This window comes from Longimicrobiaceae bacterium (assembly GCA_035936415.1).
In the GTDB taxonomy this organism is placed as follows: Bacteria; Gemmatimonadota; Gemmatimonadetes; order Longimicrobiales; family Longimicrobiaceae; genus JAFAYN01.
Genome location: DASYWD010000310.1, coordinates 1 through 14,964, shown reverse-complemented (window position 1 = coordinate 14,964; position 14,964 = coordinate 1). Strand labels below are relative to the sequence as shown.

14 protein-coding genes are annotated in these 14,964 nt (G+C 74.0%); 9 read left to right on the top strand and 5 right to left on the bottom strand.

Annotated elements, in window-relative coordinates; translation table 11 throughout:
• Positions 1–24: 24 nt before the first annotated feature.
• On the bottom strand, positions 25–486 hold the full coding sequence (locus VGR37_12885) for a hypothetical protein (GenBank protein ID HEV2148293.1): 462 nt from the start codon (positions 484–486) through the stop codon (positions 25–27).
• A gap of 245 nt (positions 487–731) precedes the next feature.
• Between VGR37_12885 and VGR37_12880 the strand changes: the two genes are divergently transcribed.
• The 4 genes from VGR37_12880 to VGR37_12865 all read left to right on the top strand — a co-directional run bounded on the left by VGR37_12880 (position 732) and on the right by VGR37_12865 (position 6,094).
• Positions 732–1,796, top strand: a complete 1,065-nt coding sequence (locus tag VGR37_12880; protein HEV2148292.1) for a beta-N-acetylglucosaminidase domain-containing protein — start codon at positions 732–734, stop codon at positions 1,794–1,796.
• A 45-nt stretch (positions 1,797–1,841) separates the two neighbouring features.
• Positions 1,842–3,500, top strand: coding sequence for an FAD-binding dehydrogenase (locus VGR37_12875; protein ID HEV2148291.1), 1,659 nt, complete (start codon positions 1,842–1,844; stop codon positions 3,498–3,500).
• Between the two features lie 114 nt (positions 3,501–3,614).
• On the top strand, positions 3,615–5,267 hold the full coding sequence (locus VGR37_12870; protein ID HEV2148290.1) for a M1 family metallopeptidase: 1,653 nt from the start codon (positions 3,615–3,617) through the stop codon (positions 5,265–5,267).
• Positions 5,268–5,299: 32 nt separating this feature from the next.
• Complete coding sequence (locus tag VGR37_12865) at positions 5,300–6,094, top strand: hypothetical protein (GenBank protein ID HEV2148289.1); 795 nt, start codon at positions 5,300–5,302, stop codon at positions 6,092–6,094.
• A 76-nt stretch (positions 6,095–6,170) separates the two neighbouring features.
• On the opposite strand, the gene VGR37_12860 is transcribed toward VGR37_12865, so the two are convergent.
• The 3 genes from VGR37_12860 to VGR37_12850 all read right to left on the bottom strand — a co-directional run bounded on the left by VGR37_12860 (position 6,171) and on the right by VGR37_12850 (position 8,434).
• Positions 6,171–6,593, bottom strand: coding sequence for a hypothetical protein (locus VGR37_12860; protein HEV2148288.1), 423 nt, complete (start codon positions 6,591–6,593; stop codon positions 6,171–6,173).
• A 123-nt stretch (positions 6,594–6,716) separates the two neighbouring features.
• On the bottom strand, positions 6,717–7,433 hold the full coding sequence (locus VGR37_12855; protein ID HEV2148287.1) for a hypothetical protein: 717 nt from the start codon (positions 7,431–7,433) through the stop codon (positions 6,717–6,719).
• A gap of 146 nt (positions 7,434–7,579) precedes the next feature.
• A complete protein-coding gene (locus tag VGR37_12850) occupies positions 7,580–8,434 on the bottom strand; it encodes a HAMP domain-containing sensor histidine kinase (GenBank protein HEV2148286.1) in 855 nt (284 codons plus the stop codon).
• Between the two features lie 174 nt (positions 8,435–8,608).
• Here VGR37_12850 and VGR37_12845 point away from each other — a divergent pair, with 174 nt between their 5' ends.
• The gene (locus VGR37_12845; GenBank protein HEV2148285.1) at positions 8,609–9,613 is read left to right on the top strand and encodes an SDR family oxidoreductase; all 1,005 of its coding nucleotides are present in this window, start codon (positions 8,609–8,611) and stop codon (positions 9,611–9,613) included.
• On the opposite strand, the gene VGR37_12840 is transcribed toward VGR37_12845, so the two are convergent.
• The gene (locus tag VGR37_12840; protein HEV2148284.1) at positions 9,591–10,280 is read right to left on the bottom strand and encodes an acetoacetate decarboxylase family protein; all 690 of its coding nucleotides are present in this window, start codon (positions 10,278–10,280) and stop codon (positions 9,591–9,593) included. The genes VGR37_12845 and VGR37_12840 overlap by 23 nt on opposite strands.
• A gap of 153 nt (positions 10,281–10,433) precedes the next feature.
• Between VGR37_12840 and VGR37_12835 the strand changes: the two genes are divergently transcribed.
• The 4 genes from VGR37_12835 to VGR37_12820 all read left to right on the top strand — a co-directional run bounded on the left by VGR37_12835 (position 10,434) and on the right by VGR37_12820 (position 14,898).
• A complete protein-coding gene (locus VGR37_12835) occupies positions 10,434–10,952 on the top strand; it encodes a DUF1440 domain-containing protein (GenBank protein HEV2148283.1) in 519 nt (172 codons plus the stop codon).
• Entirely contained in the window at positions 10,949–11,449 is a 501-nt protein-coding gene (locus VGR37_12830) for a DUF1440 domain-containing protein (protein HEV2148282.1), read from the top strand. Before VGR37_12835 ends, VGR37_12830 begins: the two co-directional genes overlap by 4 nt.
• An 84-nt stretch (positions 11,450–11,533) precedes the next feature.
• The gene (locus VGR37_12825; protein ID HEV2148281.1) at positions 11,534–13,951 is read left to right on the top strand and encodes an ATP-binding protein; all 2,418 of its coding nucleotides are present in this window, start codon (positions 11,534–11,536) and stop codon (positions 13,949–13,951) included.
• On the top strand, positions 13,933–14,898 hold the full coding sequence (locus tag VGR37_12820) for a carbon-nitrogen hydrolase family protein (GenBank protein ID HEV2148280.1): 966 nt from the start codon (positions 13,933–13,935) through the stop codon (positions 14,896–14,898). The genes VGR37_12825 and VGR37_12820 overlap by 19 nt, the downstream gene beginning before the upstream one ends.
• Positions 14,899–14,964: the final 66 nt, after the last annotated feature.

Here is a 14,964-nt window from a genome sequence, read left to right as displayed (position 1 = left end):
CGATGGTGGAGGTGCGGGTTCGGCTCATGGCTTCTCCGGTTCGGGGTGGCGGCGCAGGGCCGGGTGGCGGTACACGAGCGCGAGCCCGAGCAGGCCGAGCTGCACCAGGGCGCCCGGCGCGAGCGCGGGGGTGGCGCCGTGCAGCGCCTCCCAGAGCAGCGCCGGCCCGCGCAGCGACGGGTCCGACTCCAGCTCCCACTCCACGTTGCCCCGCAGGTGCAGCGCGAGCCCCACGACGCCCGCGACGATGCACAGCGCCATGCACGCCTGGAAGCACCGCAGCGTCCGCGGCCCCGGCCGCGCCGCGACCGCCAGGGCGCACGCCAGGGAGGCGCCGAGCACGGCCAGCGGCACCCACTGCTGGAACGACTCGGTGTGCTCCAGGAGGAGCAGCTCCGCGGCCAGCCCCACGATGCCGAGCAGCAGCAGCGCCAGCAGGGTGCGCCGGAGCCCTCCGGCGTCCTCCCGCCCCCGCGTCTCGCCCACGCTCTCCCCTCCCCTGCCGCCGTGACGGTGACGGCGCCCGCGCGCAGGCCGCAGCCGGTTTCGCGCGGGCACTCTGCAGAAAACGGTCCAGCCCGGCCCCTCCGGCCGCCGCTCCCGGGTTTGACTGCGGCCCGGGCGCGCCGTACCCTTCGGGCTCGCGGCGGACGCCGGTCCCGGAAGGTACCGGGCGGGACGGAGCATCGACAGGGGGCCGCCGCACAGCCCCGAACCGGGAGGGTCGCCCGATGGACGTGGAGCTCGGCATCATCGAAGGCTTCTACGGCAGGCCGTGGACGTGGGAGGAGCGCGGGGAGGCCGTGGCCTTCCTCGCGCCCCACGGCTACCGCTTCTTCCTCTACGCCCCCAAGGCCGACCCGTACCTGCGCCGCCGCTGGCGGGAGCCGCACCCGGAGGCGGCCGTCCGCGGCCTCGCCGGGCTCGCGGAGCGGTGCCGGGACGCGGGGGTGCGCTTCGGCGTGGGCGTGAGCCCCTACGAGGCGTACGTGGACTTCGACGCGGCGGCGCGGGAGGCGCTCGGCCGCAAGCTCGCCTTCTTCGACGAGCTGGGGGTGCGCGACCTGGCCGTCCTCTTCGACGACATGCGGGGCGACACCCCCGACCTCGCCGAGCGGCAGGTGGAGATCGTGCACTGGGCGGCGGAGCGCACGGGGGCGGACCGCGTCCTGGCCTGCCCGAGCTACTACTCGGACGACCCGGTGCTGGACCGCGTCTTCGACCCGCGGCCGCCGGGATACCTGGAGCGGCTGGGGGCCGCGCTGGACACGGGGATCGAGGTGCTCTGGACCGGCGAGGAGGTGGTGTCGCGGCAGTGGTCCCCGGGGCACCTCCGCCGCGTGGCCGAGCAGCTCGGCCGCAGGCCCTTCCTCTGGGACAACTACCCCGTGAACGACGGGCAGCGCATGTCGCAGTACCTGCACCTGCGCGGCTTCACCGGCCGCCCCGCCTCCATGGCCCCCCTGGTGGCCGCGCACGGCATCAACCCGGCGCTGCAGCCGACCCTCACCCGCATCCCCGCCCTGACGCTGGCCGAGAGCTACCGCCAGGGGGAGGACTACTCCTACGGCGAGGCGTTCCGGCGGGCGGCGGCGGAGGTGCTCGGGCCGGAGCTGGGGGAGCGCCTCCGCGAGGACCTGCTCACGCTCCAGGACGTGGGCCTGGACCGGCTGGGGGAGAAGGAGGCGATGCTCCGCGAGCGCTGGGAGGGGGTGGACCACCCCGGCGCGCGCGAGATCGTCCGCTGGCTGGACGGCGGGTACCGCATCACCGACGAGATCGTGCAGACGCAGTAGGTCCCGTCCCGACGTTCCCTTCCCCGCGAGGACGAGCGTGACCCGATGAGTGCCGAAGACGCCGACGTGATCGTGGTGGGTGCGGGGCTGGCGGGGCTGGTGGCCGCCGCGGAGCTGGTGGACGCCGGGCGGCGGGTGGTCGTGGTGGACCAGGAGCTGGAGGCGTCGCTGGGCGGGCAGGCGTTCTGGTCGTTCGGCGGGCTGTTCCTGGTGGACTCGCCGGAGCAGCGGCGCATGCGGGTGCGCGACTCGCGCGACCTGGCCTGGCAGGACTGGCTCGGCACCGCCGGCTTCGACCGGGAGGAGGACCACTGGCCGCGGCGCTGGGCGGAGGCGTACGTGGACTTCGCCGCCGGGGAGAAGCGCGCCTGGCTGCACGCGCAGGGGATGCGCTTCTTCCCGGTGGTGGGCTGGGCGGAGCGCGGCGGCTACACCGCAACGGGGCCCGGCAACACGGTCCCGCGCTTCCACGTCACCTGGGGAACCGGTCCGGCCGTGCTGGAGCCGTTCGTCCGCCGCGTGCGTGAGGGGGAGCGGCGGGGGCTGCTCTCCTTCCGCTTCCGCCACCGGGTGACGGAGCTCACCTCCGCCGGGGGCGCGGTGGACGGCGTCCGCGGCGACGTGCTGGAGCCGAGCGGCGCGGAGCGCGGCACCCCCAGCTCGCGTACGGTCGTGGGCGAGTTCGCGCTACAGGCGCAGGCCGTGGTCGTCACCTCCGGCGGGATCGGCGCCAACTTCGAGATGGTGCGCCGCAACTGGCCGGAGCGCCTGGGCGAGCCGCCGGCGCGCATGCTCGCCGGGGTCCCCGACTACGTGGACGGGCGGATGCTCGGCGTCGCGGAAGCGGCCGGAGGCAGCGTGATCAACCGCGACCGGATGTGGCACTACACCGAGGGGATCGAGAACTGGGCGCCCATCTGGACCCACCACGGGATCCGCATCCTCCCGGGGCCCTCGTCGCTCTGGGTGGACGCACGCGGCCGCCGCCTCCCCGTCCCGCTCTTCCCCGGCTTCGACACGCTCGGGACGCTGGAGCACATCATGAAGACGGGGTACGACTACTCCTGGTTCGTCCTGACCCAGAAGATCATCGAGAAGGAGTTCGCCCTCTCCGGCTCGGAGCAGAACCCCGACCTCACCGGCAAGAGCGTGCGAGGGGTGCTGGGCCGCGTCGGGAAGGGGGCGCCGCCCCCCGTGGAGGCGTTCAAGCGGAAAGGGGTGGACTTCATCGTCCGCGACACTCTCCCGGAGCTGGTGCGGGGGATGAACGAGCTCGTGGCAGAGGCGCGGATCGACCTCGCCACCCTGGAGCGCGAGGTGGCCGCGCGCGACCGGGAGCTGGACAACCCCTTCGGGAAGGACGCGCAGGTCGCCGCCATCCTCCGCGCCCGCAGCTACCTGGGCGACAGGCTGATCCGCGTGGCGCGGCCCCACCGCCTCCTGGATCCCGCGGCCGGCCCCCTCATCGCCGTCCGCCTCAACATCCTCACCCGGAAGACCCTGGGCGGGCTGCAGACCGACCTGGCGGGGCGCGTGCTCCGCGCGGACGGCGAGCCGCTCCCCGGGCTCTACGCCGCCGGGGAGGTGGCCGGCTTCGGCGGCGGGGGGATGCACGGCTACCGCGCGCTGGAGGGCACCTTCCTGGGCGGGTGCATCTTTTCCGGGCGCGCGGCGGGGCGCGCCGCGGCGGCGGCCGTGGCGTAGGGCGCGGAACAACCGATCGGAGCGCGGGTTGCACTCCGCGGCCCCCCGGCCGACCTTTCAGCGAGGCGGGCCGTGCGATCCCCGCGCGGCCCGCGTCTTTCACCCGCGGCTATCATGCGAACCGTCTTCCTCCTCGCCCTGCTCCTCGCCTCCGGCGCCGTTGTCGCCCCGGCGCAGGAGACCCCCCGCTTCACCCGCGCCGACACGCTGCGCGGCTCCATCGGGCCGGCGCGCGCCTGGTGGGACGCGACCTTCTACGACCTGCACGTGCGCGTCAGCCCGGCGGACAGCAGCGTCCGCGGGCGGAACGGCATCACCTACCGCGTGCTGCGCCCCGCGCGCGAGATGCAGATCGACCTGCAGGAGCCGCTGCAGGTGGACAGCGTGGTGCAGGACGGCCGCCGCCTGGCCTTCCGCCGCGACGGCGACGCCTTCTTCGTGACGCTGGCCTCGCCGCAGCGCGCGGGCGAGACGCGCACGGTCACCGTGCACTACCACGGCCGGCCGCCGGTGGCGAAGAACGCCCCGTGGGACGGCGGCTTCGTCTGGACCCGCGACCCGGCCGGCGACCCCTGGGTCGCCACGGCCGTGCAGGGGCTGGGCGCCAGCGCGTGGTGGCCGACGAAGGACACGCAGGTGGAGGAGCCGGACAGCCAGCGCATCGCCGTCACGGTGCCCGACCCCATGGTGAACGTCTCCAACGGGCGGCTCCGCTCCACCACCCGCAACGGGGACGGCACCACGACGTACGAGTGGTTCGTGAAGAACCCCATCAACAACTACAACGTGGCCGTGAACGCGGGCACCTACGCGCACTTCGGCGACAGGTACGAGGGCGAACGCGGGACGCTGACGCTGGACTACTGGCCGCTGGCAGTGAACCTGGAGAAGGCGCGCGTGCAGTTCCAGCAGGTGAAGCCCATGCTGCGGTGCTTCGAGCACTGGTTCGGCCCGTACCCGTGGTACGAGGACGGCTTCAAGATCGTGGAGACGCCGCACCTGGGGATGGAGCACCAGAGTGCGATCGCCTACGGCAACAAGTACCAGAACGGCTACCTGGGGAGGGACCGCTCGGGGACGGGGCACGGGCTGCAGTGGGACTTCATCATCATCCACGAGGCCGGCCACGAGTGGTGGGGGAACAACGTCACCACGCGCGACATCGCGGACATGTGGGTGCACGAGAGCTTCACCAACTACTCGGAGGCGCTCTACACGGAGTGCCAGCAGGGGAAGGAGGCGGGGTTCGCCTACGCCCGCGGAGGCCGCCGGAACGTGCAGAACGACGGGCCCATCGTCGGCGTCTTCGGCGTGAACCACGAGGGCTCGGGCGACATGTACGACAAGGGCGGGCTCATGCTCCACACCATCCGCCAGGTGATCGGCGACGATGCGAAGTGGCGCGCCATCCTGCGCGGCCTGAACTCGGAGTTCGGCCGGAAGACGGTCACCGGGCGGCAGGTGCAGGAGTACATCAGCCGCGAATCCGGGATCGACCTGAGCCGGGTGTTCCGGCAGTACCTGACCACCACCATGGTTCCGGTGCTGGAGTACCGGATGGAGGGATCCACGCTGTCGTACCGCTGGGCGAACGTGGTCCCCGGCTTCGACATGCCGGTGAGGGTGACGCTCTCCGGCGATGCCTTCACCACCATCCGCCCGACCACCGCGTGGAAGACGGCGCGGGTGAGCCTGCCGGACCCCGCGGCGTTCCGGGTGGACCCGAACTTCTACGTGGACGCGAAGAACGTGGGGGCGGAGAGGTAGGGAGCGGGAGCGGATCTCCGGCCTGGAGCGCCGTGACTGAGAGGCATCCGGCGCGGCGTGCCCCCTGGGGCCGGCCCGAGGCGGCAGCGGTCGCCGTCTCGCTGGTGGTGCATTCGCTCCTGCTGCTCGGATGGGAGCGGCAGGAGCGCGCCGTCCCGCTCCCACCCCTCCGCCCGGCGGCCCCGCGGGAGGAGGTGGTGTATCTCGACCTTCCCCCGCTCCCGCCGGTCCCCCCTGCCCGCCCCGCCACGGGGGAGCCCGCGTCGTCCGCCGGCTCCCACACGCCGCCGCACCGGGCCCCCATCGGTCAGGGGAACGAGCCGGAGCCCCCGAAGGGGACCGACTCTCCGGCGCCAGAGCATGCCGGCTCCGCATCCCCGGAAGCAGCTCCGTCGGCGCGCGAAGCGGCGGAGCCTCCCTCCCGGAGCGGGCTGCGGGATCCACGCCTCTACGTGGATGGGCGCGCGCTCCCCTCCCCCACACCACGGCCAGCGCACGAGCGGCTCCAGGCCGACGCCCACGCCGCCATCCTCGCCCACCGGGACAGCACCGCCGAGGCGCGGAGCCGGGAGGTCGCGGCGCGCCGGACCACGGTCCTGGGGCGGAGGATCCCCGTGCTCGGGAACGACACCGCATTCCATCACCGTGGTCTCCAGGTGATGGTCACGGGCCGGAGGATCGTCACCCCGGAGGATGGGGCAGCGTTCCAGGAGCTGGAGATCGAGAACCAGGAACGGGATCGTGAGCGTGAGCGGATCCTCCGGGAGAGAATCCGTGCCACGCGCCAGCGAAAGGAGGCTGAGCGGAGTCCCGGCCGGCAGCAGTGAGACCGCCCACCACCCGCATGGCAGCTTTGGCGCGGTGGGGAACGGCGCCAGGCCTGTCCGCCCGAGCCGGAGGTGCTCAGGGCTGCTCCACCCCCGTGACCACCTTCCCCCGCTCCACGCATCCGAACCACTCCCCCGAGCGGTCGAGCAGAGGGGCCCGCAGGCAGGTGCCCGTGCCGCGGGGATTCCCCACGTGGGGGACGCGAGCCCCGCTGAGCCGGACGGGCTCGCCGATGCGCTCGAAGTCGCCGGCCTCCCGGGGCATGTAGTAGCCGATCAGGAACGACTCGTCTTCCTGCGGCCGTATGAGCACCGCCCCCTTCTCTTCCGCATACGTGCCGTCCGCCTGTTCGAAGAAGATCCCGAACGCGCGCACCTGGTCTGCCTTCGGCGTGTTCCGCAGCGCGGCTTCCTTCTCCTGGAAAAGCTGCAGCAGCTCCTCGCTCGAGGCGCGAGCGGGGAGCTGGGCCTCGGCGGCGCAGCCGAGGGAAAACGTCACCGCAGCGAGTCCGAGCCACATGGAAAAGCGTCGCATTTCCGGGAGTCCGTAGGATTTGAAAGATTGCCGGCCGATCGGCACGCGCCGGATGGCCGCGTGGAGCCGTGCTCCACGTAAGGTGCGTCACCGCCCGGGGGAGACCTCCAGCACGTTCCCCGTCCACTTGTCCACGCTCACGACCGCCGCCTTCGCCGCGCCGTCCGCAGGCGGACGCGGGCCCTCACCGAGCAGGGTGACGACCCACGCATCCCTCGTCTCCTCCAGGCGGACATCCGCGCGCCGGCCCACGCGAGCGGCGCCGCGCGCCCGCGAGATCGCCCGCTCCGGCGGGATCCTCCGGCGCATGAACCCCTCCCACCACCGTGTCCAGTGCCGCTGGAGCTCCTCCACCCGGCCTGGTGTCTGGTGCGGGTCGCCGACCGCGCCAGTCAACAAGGAGTACTCGGGAGAGTGGTACGTCTCCCGGCTGATGGCGGTGTCCATCGTGTAGGCCAGGAACCCGATCACGTAGCCGGCGTGGCGGTACGTCCGGCCCCAGCCGGTGTCCCCGTGGAAGGGTGCGGTCGTGGTGTCCGCGAGCGACTCGATGGCGGCGGGAAGCAGGTCGACGATCCGGTAGTCCTGCGTGCGCCAGAGGATCAGCTCCTTCTCCTCCGGCGTGCCGGTCCGGAGCCGCTGCTCCAGCAGGCGCAGCAGCCGCGTCCGCCGGGCCGAAGGCCCGGCCTCCAGGAGCTCGCGCCGCGCGTCCAGCCACTCGGGCGTGACGACGTCCACCGATGCGTCGCCAGGGGGCGCACATCCGGTCGCCAGGAGCAGGATCAGCAGGAGGCGGAGCCGCATCGGGCGCAGGCGGGGAGGGCGGGAGCGCAGAGCGTGGGGAGGAGGACGAGCCAATGTCGGCTGCACCCGCCCGTGGCGCAAGTGCTCCCTGGCGAGGCTCACGACGCGCCGACCGGCAGCGGCGCCGGGGAGCGGACAGCCCCGCCTCACTCCCCGCGCCGCCCCTCCCCCGTCCCCAGCGGCAGTCGCACCGAGAAGCAGCTCCCCACCCCCGGGCGGCTCCGCACCCGCACGCGCCCGCCCAGCAGCTCCGCCAGGCTCCGCGCGATGGGGAGCCCCAACCCCGATCCGCGGAACTCGCTCCCGGATGAGTCGGCCCCGTGCCAGAACGGCTCGAAGATCCGCTCCAGGTGCTCGGGGGGGATCCCCACGCCGGTGTCCCAGACGTGGAACACCGCCTCGTCCCGGCGGGTGCGGATCCGGAGGCCGACCCCGCCCCGCTGCGTGAACCGGACCGCGTTGGAGAGCAGGTTCAGCAGGATGAGCCGCACCTTGACGGCGTCGGTCACCGCCGGCACCGCCCCTTCCGGAACCCGCACGTCGAGGGCGAGCCCCTTCTGCGCGGCCTGGGGGTGGACGAAGCGAGCCACGCCGCGGCAGAGCTCCGCGAGGTCGGCCGGCTGGCTCCAGGCGGCGGCCCTCCCGGACTCGATCCGCACGAAGCTCTGCAGCTGCTCCACCAGGTAGAGCATGTGCTCCGACGCTTCCTGGATGTGCCGGGCGTGCTCCTTCGCCGAGGCGGCGTCGCCGCGGGGGAGGCCCATCTCCAGCAGCTCTGCCCGGAGCATGATGGTGGTGAGCGGGGTCCGGAGGTCGTGGGAGACCGCGCCCAGGAGCCGGGACTTCTCCGCGCTGCTCCGCTCCGCGGCCTCGGCCCGGAGCCGCTCCCTCTCCAGGGCGTGCGACGACTCGTGCCCCGACGCATTCCGCGCGTCGCCCCCCTCCGGCAGCTCGTCCTCCGCGTTCACCAGAAGCTCCTCGGGGGTCGGTGGTTCCGTCATCAAACGCTCGTGGCCGCCAGCCGCCTCGCAAGACAGGGACCCGGCGCCCGGGAGGAGCTCTGGACCGGAGGCGCTCCGGACCGCTCCATCCGGGTCCGGCCACTTCGAACGGTGTGCTTCTTGCCCCCTCCGGGGCGCTCCGTCCGCGCAGCGAACCCGAAGGGAGGCTCCCTCATGCCGAAGCCGCTGTCCGAACAGGTGGTCGTCGTCACCGGCGCGTCCAGCGGCATCGGCCGGTGCACGGCGCTGCACCTGGCGGCCCGGGGCGCCCGGGTGGTGCTGACCGCGCGCCGGGCCGAGGCGCTGGAAGAGGTGGTCCGCGAGATCGAAGGGGCAGGTGGAGAGGCGCTCGCCGTGCCCGGGGAGGTCACCCGCCAGGAGGACCTCCAGGCCGTGGCCGCCGCGGCCGTCCGTCGCTTCGGCCGGATCGACACCTGGGTGAACAATGCCGGGGTGTACATCCAGGGGCGGGTGCAGGACATCTCGCTCGACGAGTACCGGCGGGTCCTGGACGTCAACTTCGTCGGGGTGGTCAACGGCACCCAGCGCGCCCTGGAGCTGATGCTGCGCCAGGGCTCCGGCGTGATCGTGCAGGTCTCCTCCGTGGCGGCGAAGCGAGGGGTGCCCTACACCAGCGCGTACACCGCCTCCAAGGCTGCCATCGCCAGCTTCACGGAGGCGGTGCGCTCCGAGATCCTGGGGAGCGGCGTCTCGCTCTCCGTCCTCTACCCGCCCACGGTGGACACGCCCATCTACGACCAGGGCCGCGGCAAGCTGGGCGTGGTCCCCAAGCCCGCGCCTCCCGTGGCCGATCCGCTCGAGGCCGCGCGCGCCATCGCCCACCTGGCCGAGACCGGCGACCGGCATCGGTACTTCGGCTGGGCGGGGCCGCTCGCCGCCCTGAACGCGGCCTTCCCGGCGCTCGGGGACTGGCTCCTCCACCATGGGGAGGGGTTCACGTACACAGGGGTTCCCGCCGACGCGGACGACAACCTGGACTCGCCCTCCGAGCGGATCCCGGCCACGGTGCGCGCAGGGTGGCAGGCGCCGGGGTGGAAGGGGTTGACCGTGCGGGAGACGGTGCGCGTCCTCCCGCTGGAGTCCGCCCTCGCGGCGGCGGCGCTGGGCTTCGTGGCCGCGCGGGTGCTGGGCGGCGCTACGCGCCTCCGGGGGGGCTGACGGCGAGACGGCGGGGCGGGAGGAAGGGCGCGCCCCCCAGCACCGCCTCCACGCCGCTCCCGCAGAGGCTCAGGACCGGCTTCCCGAAGCCGAGGCCCTGGAGCGGGCTCCGCTCCGGGATCTCCACCTCCGCGCGCGTCACTCCCCACCGGCCGCGCAGCTCGTTGCCGTGCGCCACGACGGTTCGGCCGGAGGGGTCCCGCACGTCGCGGTGGAGCGCCGCCAGGCGCACCCGCTGCCGCCAGAGCCGGAGCCGTCCCCGGTGGAGCACACGGCAGACCGGGCGATCCCCCTCCCCCACGCGGACTCGGTGCCCCGCGCCCTCGTCGCGCGCGAAGGGGGCGAGGTGCTTGGGCGCTCCCAGGAGCGTCCGCCCCCCTTCCACCGAGCGCGCCTCGTCCACGAAGAGGTGCGTCGCCCAGGCGGCGGGCCGCCCCGCGTGCCACACCGTCGCGCCGCTCACGATCAGCTCGTCGTACTCCAGCTCCGAGCCGGGGCCGTACCGGGCCAGGAAGAGCCCGCCCAGGGTCTTCCCCGGCAGGAAGCGCATGATTCTGAGCTCGGGCGGCACCAGCGCCCGGACCCGCTCCACGTCCACCCAGTGCAGGGTGATCAGCACCAGCCCCTCCACACGCAGGCGCCAGGGCATGGGAGGAAGGTCGGCCACCGGCGTCTCGTCCATGTCGACCAGAGGGCCACCAGGTCATAAAACGATGTAGAATAACGAGATAGCCAGGCGTTGCATGGCACGTGCCTTGCCCCCCCGACCTGCCCGGCCTTCAGGGCCGAGACTGCTCAACGCAACACAGGGGAGGCGAGGATGCGTACCAGGAACGCCGGCAGGAACGACGACATGGTCGGAGACATGGTCAAGGGAGCGCTGGCGGGCGCGGTGGGCGTCTGGGCCCTGGACAAGGTGACCTGGTGGATGTGGGACCGCGAGGACCCGCGGGCGCTCCAGCAGGAGCGGGAGGCCCGGCCGGGGGGACTGGACCCCGCGCACGTCATGGCCAACCGGGCGGCGGAGGCCATGGGGAAGGAGCTCACCCCGAAGCAGCCGCACCCGGCCGGGATCGCCGTGCACTACGGGCTGGGGATCATGCCCGGGGCCGCCTACGGCGTGCTCCGCAACCGGGTCCGAGCGGTGGGCGCAGCCGGTGGGATGCTGTACGGGCTCGCCCTCTTCCTCGCGCAGGACGAGGGGCTGAACCCCATCCTCGGCACGTCCGGCAAGCCGACCGAGTACCCGCCGCAGGCCCACCTGCGCGGCCTGGTGGGGCACCTTGTCCTCGGCGCCGCCACCCACGCCACGCTGAACGCGCTGGACCGGGTGATGTGAGCCGGCCGGGCGGCATCGGCGGCGACCTGGCACGGGGCGCGCTCGCCGGCGCCGCGGCGTGGTGGGCGATGGACCACGTGCTGCAGCGGATGTACGACCGGGAGGACCGCCACGCGCGCGAGCGGGAGACGCGGGCCCGCGGAGGCGTCCCCGCGCTGGAAGTCATGGCGGAGGGGGGCGCGGCGCTGGTCGGCGTCCCCCTGTCCGAACACCGGCGGCAGAGCGCGGGGACGGTCCTGCAGTGGAGCGTGGGAATCGGGGGCGGCATGCTGTACGGCGTCCTCCGCCCGCGCTTCCCCTCGGTCCGCGCGGGCGGGGGGCTGGCGTTCGGTGCCGCCTTCTCGCTCACGGTGGACGAGGGACTCATCCCCCTGCTGGGCTTCGCCCCGGGACCGGCGGCGTTCCCCTGGCAGACCCACGCACGTGGGTTCATGGGACACCTGGTGTTCGGCGCCGTGGCCGAGGCGGTCCTGGACGGGCTGGACCGGAGGCGCTGAGCAGCACGGCCCCTCTCGCGCCTGGCACGGGAGGTGCCCTCCAACGGCGATCCACGCGACGAGGACACGGCCGGAGGAGGATCGTTGATCGAAGGGAGTACCGACCCGAACCGAGCAGACGTGGACGAGCCCCGGGCCCGTCCGGCGCCCCTGTGGCCGACCGTCCTCGCCTTCGGCCTGGCCGTGATCGCCCTGGTGTCGCTCGCCCTGGTGCCGTACTGGACCGGGAGGCGCGTCGAGGCGCACCGCGGCGTGATCGAGTCCGCGGCCGAGCCGGCCCGCACCCTGGCGAGGGAGCTCGACTTCGCGATCTCCCGGGAGGACGCGCTTGTCCGCGGCTTCCTCCTCGCAGGCGACCGCTCGTTCGTGGCGCTCCTGCGCCGGGCGCGCGCCGACGAGGAGCGGGCGCTCGCGGCGCTCGTCCCCCTCACCCGCCGGCTCGACCCCTCCGCGGACCGGCAGCTCGTGGCGGTGCGGTCCCTGGTCGCCGAGTGGCATGCCCCGCACGACGCGCTCCTGGCCGGGAGCATGGCCCCCGCCGACTTCCTCGCCGGCATCGCCGACCAGCAGCGGCGCTACGAGTCCGTGCTCGCCGGGATCGCCCGGTTCGAGGACGAGCTCGCCCGCGTACAGGCGGACCGGCGCGCGGCGATCCGCTCCGCCGAGCGGCTCCAGCGGCGGCTCCTCGCCGCCCTCGCCGCCATCGCCCTGGCCGCCGCGCTGGGCGTGGCGTGGCTCGGATGGCGGTACCGGGCGCTCATGGGCGAGGCCGAGCGGGGACGGCGCGTCGCCGAGAACAGCCAGCGCCGGGTGGGGTCGCTCATGTGGTACAACCCCGACGCGGTCTACGAGCTGGACGGCGAGAGCCGGCTGCTGGACGCGAACCCCGCCACCGGGCGGCTGCTGGGGAGCTCGGTCGAGGCGCTGCGCGGCACACCCGTGCTCCAGCGGATCGTCCCGGAGGACCGCGAGCGGGTCACCGCCCTCTTCCAGCGGGCCCTCGCCGGCGAGCCGCAGTACTACGAGACCGCCATCCTGCGGCAGGACGGCGAGCGCGTGCCGGTGAGCATGACGGACGTGCCGATCCAGGTGGACGGACACGTCGGCGGGGTCTTCGGGATCGCGGAGGACATCACCGCACGCAGGCGGGCGGAGGAGGAGCGGGCGACCCTGCTGGAGCGCGAGCGCGACGCCCGCCACGAGGCGGAGCGCCGGGCCCGCGAGGAGGCCGCGCTCCGCGAGGCGACGGAGGCGGTAACGGCCACCTTCAGCATCGAGGAGGTGATCGAGCGCGTCGCCTCCAGCGCGCTCGAAGCCACGGGCGCCGACGGCGCCTTCGTGGAGCGGATCGGGGACGGGCTCCGGGAGGTGGAGGTGGTCGCGATCGCGGGGGCGCCCGTGCCGGAGTGCGGGAGCCGGATGCCGTACCCGGGCTCGCTGACGGCGCGGGTGATCGAGCGCGGCGAGCCGGAGCTGCTCCTGGACGCCCGGAGCGGCGCCGCCCCGCTCCCGGAGAGCCTCCCGGACGTCTGCTCCGGCTGCGCGCTGATGGTGGTCCCGCTCCTCAACGCGGGCGAGGCGATCGGCGCGCTCTTCCTGGTCCGCGGCTCGGACCGGCCGGGATTCCGGCCCGACGAGGTCGCCCGGGCGCACACCTTCGCCAACCTGGCCTCGCTGGCGTTCCGGAAGATCCACCTCCTGCTGGACTCGGAACGGAAGCGGGAGGAGCTGGAGCAGGTCGTGGAGAGCCGGGCGCACCTGATCCGCGGGTTCAGCCACGACCTCAAGAACCCGCTCGGGGCCGCGGACGGGCACCTCGCGCTCCTGGAGGACGAGATCCTGGGTCCGCTCGCGCCCCGCCAGATGCAGAGCGTGGAGCGGAGCCGGCGCGCCATCCGCTCCGCCCTGCGCCTGATCGACGATCTGGTGGAGCTGGCGCGCGCCGAAGCGGGCCAGCTCGAGATCGACGCGCACCCGGTGGACGTGCGCGAGGTGGCGCGCGAGCTGGTGGAGGAGTACCGCGCGCAGGTGGAGGGGAGCGGGCTGGAGCTCCGGTGCGACTTCCCGGACACCTTCCCGGTGATCCGGAGCGACGCCGCGCGCGTGCGGCAGGTGCTGGGAAACCTCCTGTCCAACGCGGTTAAGTACACGCCCGCGGGCTCGGTCGACGTGGGGGTGTCGCTCCGCGACGGCCGCGACGGAAACGACGGCGCGCCGCGTGTGGTGGTGGAGGTGCGCGACACGGGGGCGGGGATCCCCGCGGAGAAACTGCACCTCCTCTTCACCGAGTTCACGCGGCTGCACCCCGACGCCGCGCACGGAGCCGGGCTCGGGCTGGCCATCAGCCGCCGGATCGCGCACGCGCTCGGGGGCGACATCACGGTGGAGAGCACGGAGGGGCGCGGCTCGACGTTCCGGCTCTGGCTCCCGGGCCCGGACGGGCCGTCCGGGAGCGAGCTGCACGATGCGAGAACGGAGGCTGAATGGGCGGAAGGAGGCTGACGGCGGCGGTCGTCCAGGCGGAGGTCGCGCCGGACCTGCAGTCCGGGCTGGAGCGCACGCGCGAGCTGGCGCTGGAGGCGGCGCGCTCGGGCGCGGAGGTGATCGTCTTCCCGGAGACCTGGATCCCCGGCTACCCGGCGTGGCTGGACGTCTGCCGGGACGCGGCCCTGTGGGACCACGCACCCGTGAAGGCGGTCTTCGCCCGGATCGCGGAGAACAGCATCTCCGTCCCGGGGCCCGCGCTGGACTCACTCCTGGACACCGCCCGCGACGCGGGCGCCACGCTGGTGGTGGGGGTGAGCGAGCGGGTGGAGCGCGGCCCCGGCCGGGGCACCCTGTACAACTCGCTGCTCACCCTGGGCCCCGAAGGCCGGCTCCTCAACCACCACCGCAAGCTGATGCCCACCTACACGGAGCGCCTGGTGTGGGGCGCGGGCGACGCCGAGGGGCTGCAGGCGGCGGACGTCCCGGGGGCCCGCATCGGCGGGCTGGTCTGCTGGGAGCACTGGATGCCGCTCGCCCGCCAGGCGCTGCACGAGTCGGGCGAGGACGTGCACGTGGCGGTGTGGCCCACCGCCCACGAGATGCACCAGGTGGCGAGCCGCCACTACGCCTTCGAGGGCCGCTGCTACGTCCTGGCCGCGGGGTCGCTGATGCGCGCCTCGGCGCTCCCCCCGGAGCTGGAGCCGCACCCCGAGCGGGTCGCGCACCCGGACCAGTGGGTGCTCCGCGGCGGGAGCGCCGTCATCGGCCCGGACGGCGGCTACGTGGTGGAGCCGGTCTACGACGAGCCGCGGATCCTCCTCGCCGAGCTGGACCTGGGGCGCACCCGCGAGGAGGGGATGACGCTGGACGTGACGGGCCACTACCACCGCCCCGAGCTGTTCGACTTCCGTCCGCTGCCGTCCGGCCGCCGCTCGCCGGAGGGCCGCGAACGCGCCCGGTGACGGCGTCCAGGGGATCCGCGTTGCCGCGCGGCTGGCGCCGGACGCAGAAGTGCGTGAGTGCGGAAG

What these genes read in the sequence shown, in the direction of transcription:
- VGR37_12880 (HEV2148292.1), top strand. Translation starts at nt 732, where the DNA reads ATGGACGTGGAGCTCGGCATCATCGAAGGCTTCTACGGCAGGCCGTGG.
- VGR37_12875 (HEV2148291.1), top strand. Translation starts at nt 1,842, where the DNA reads ATGAGTGCCGAAGACGCCGACGTGATCGTGGTGGGTGCGGGGCTGGCG.
- VGR37_12870 (HEV2148290.1), top strand. Translation starts at nt 3,615, where the DNA reads ATGCGAACCGTCTTCCTCCTCGCCCTGCTCCTCGCCTCCGGCGCCGTT.
- VGR37_12855 (HEV2148287.1), bottom strand. Translation starts at nt 7,433, where the DNA reads ATGCGGCTCCGCCTCCTGCTGATCCTGCTCCTGGCGACCGGATGTGCG.
- VGR37_12850 (HEV2148286.1), bottom strand. Translation starts at nt 8,434, where the DNA reads ATGACGGAACCACCGACCCCCGAGGAGCTTCTGGTGAACGCGGAGGAC.
- VGR37_12845 (HEV2148285.1), top strand. Translation starts at nt 8,609, where the DNA reads ATGCCGAAGCCGCTGTCCGAACAGGTGGTCGTCGTCACCGGCGCGTCC.
- VGR37_12835 (HEV2148283.1), top strand. Translation starts at nt 10,434, where the DNA reads ATGCGTACCAGGAACGCCGGCAGGAACGACGACATGGTCGGAGACATG.
- VGR37_12820 (HEV2148280.1), top strand. Translation starts at nt 13,933, where the DNA reads ATGGGCGGAAGGAGGCTGACGGCGGCGGTCGTCCAGGCGGAGGTCGCG.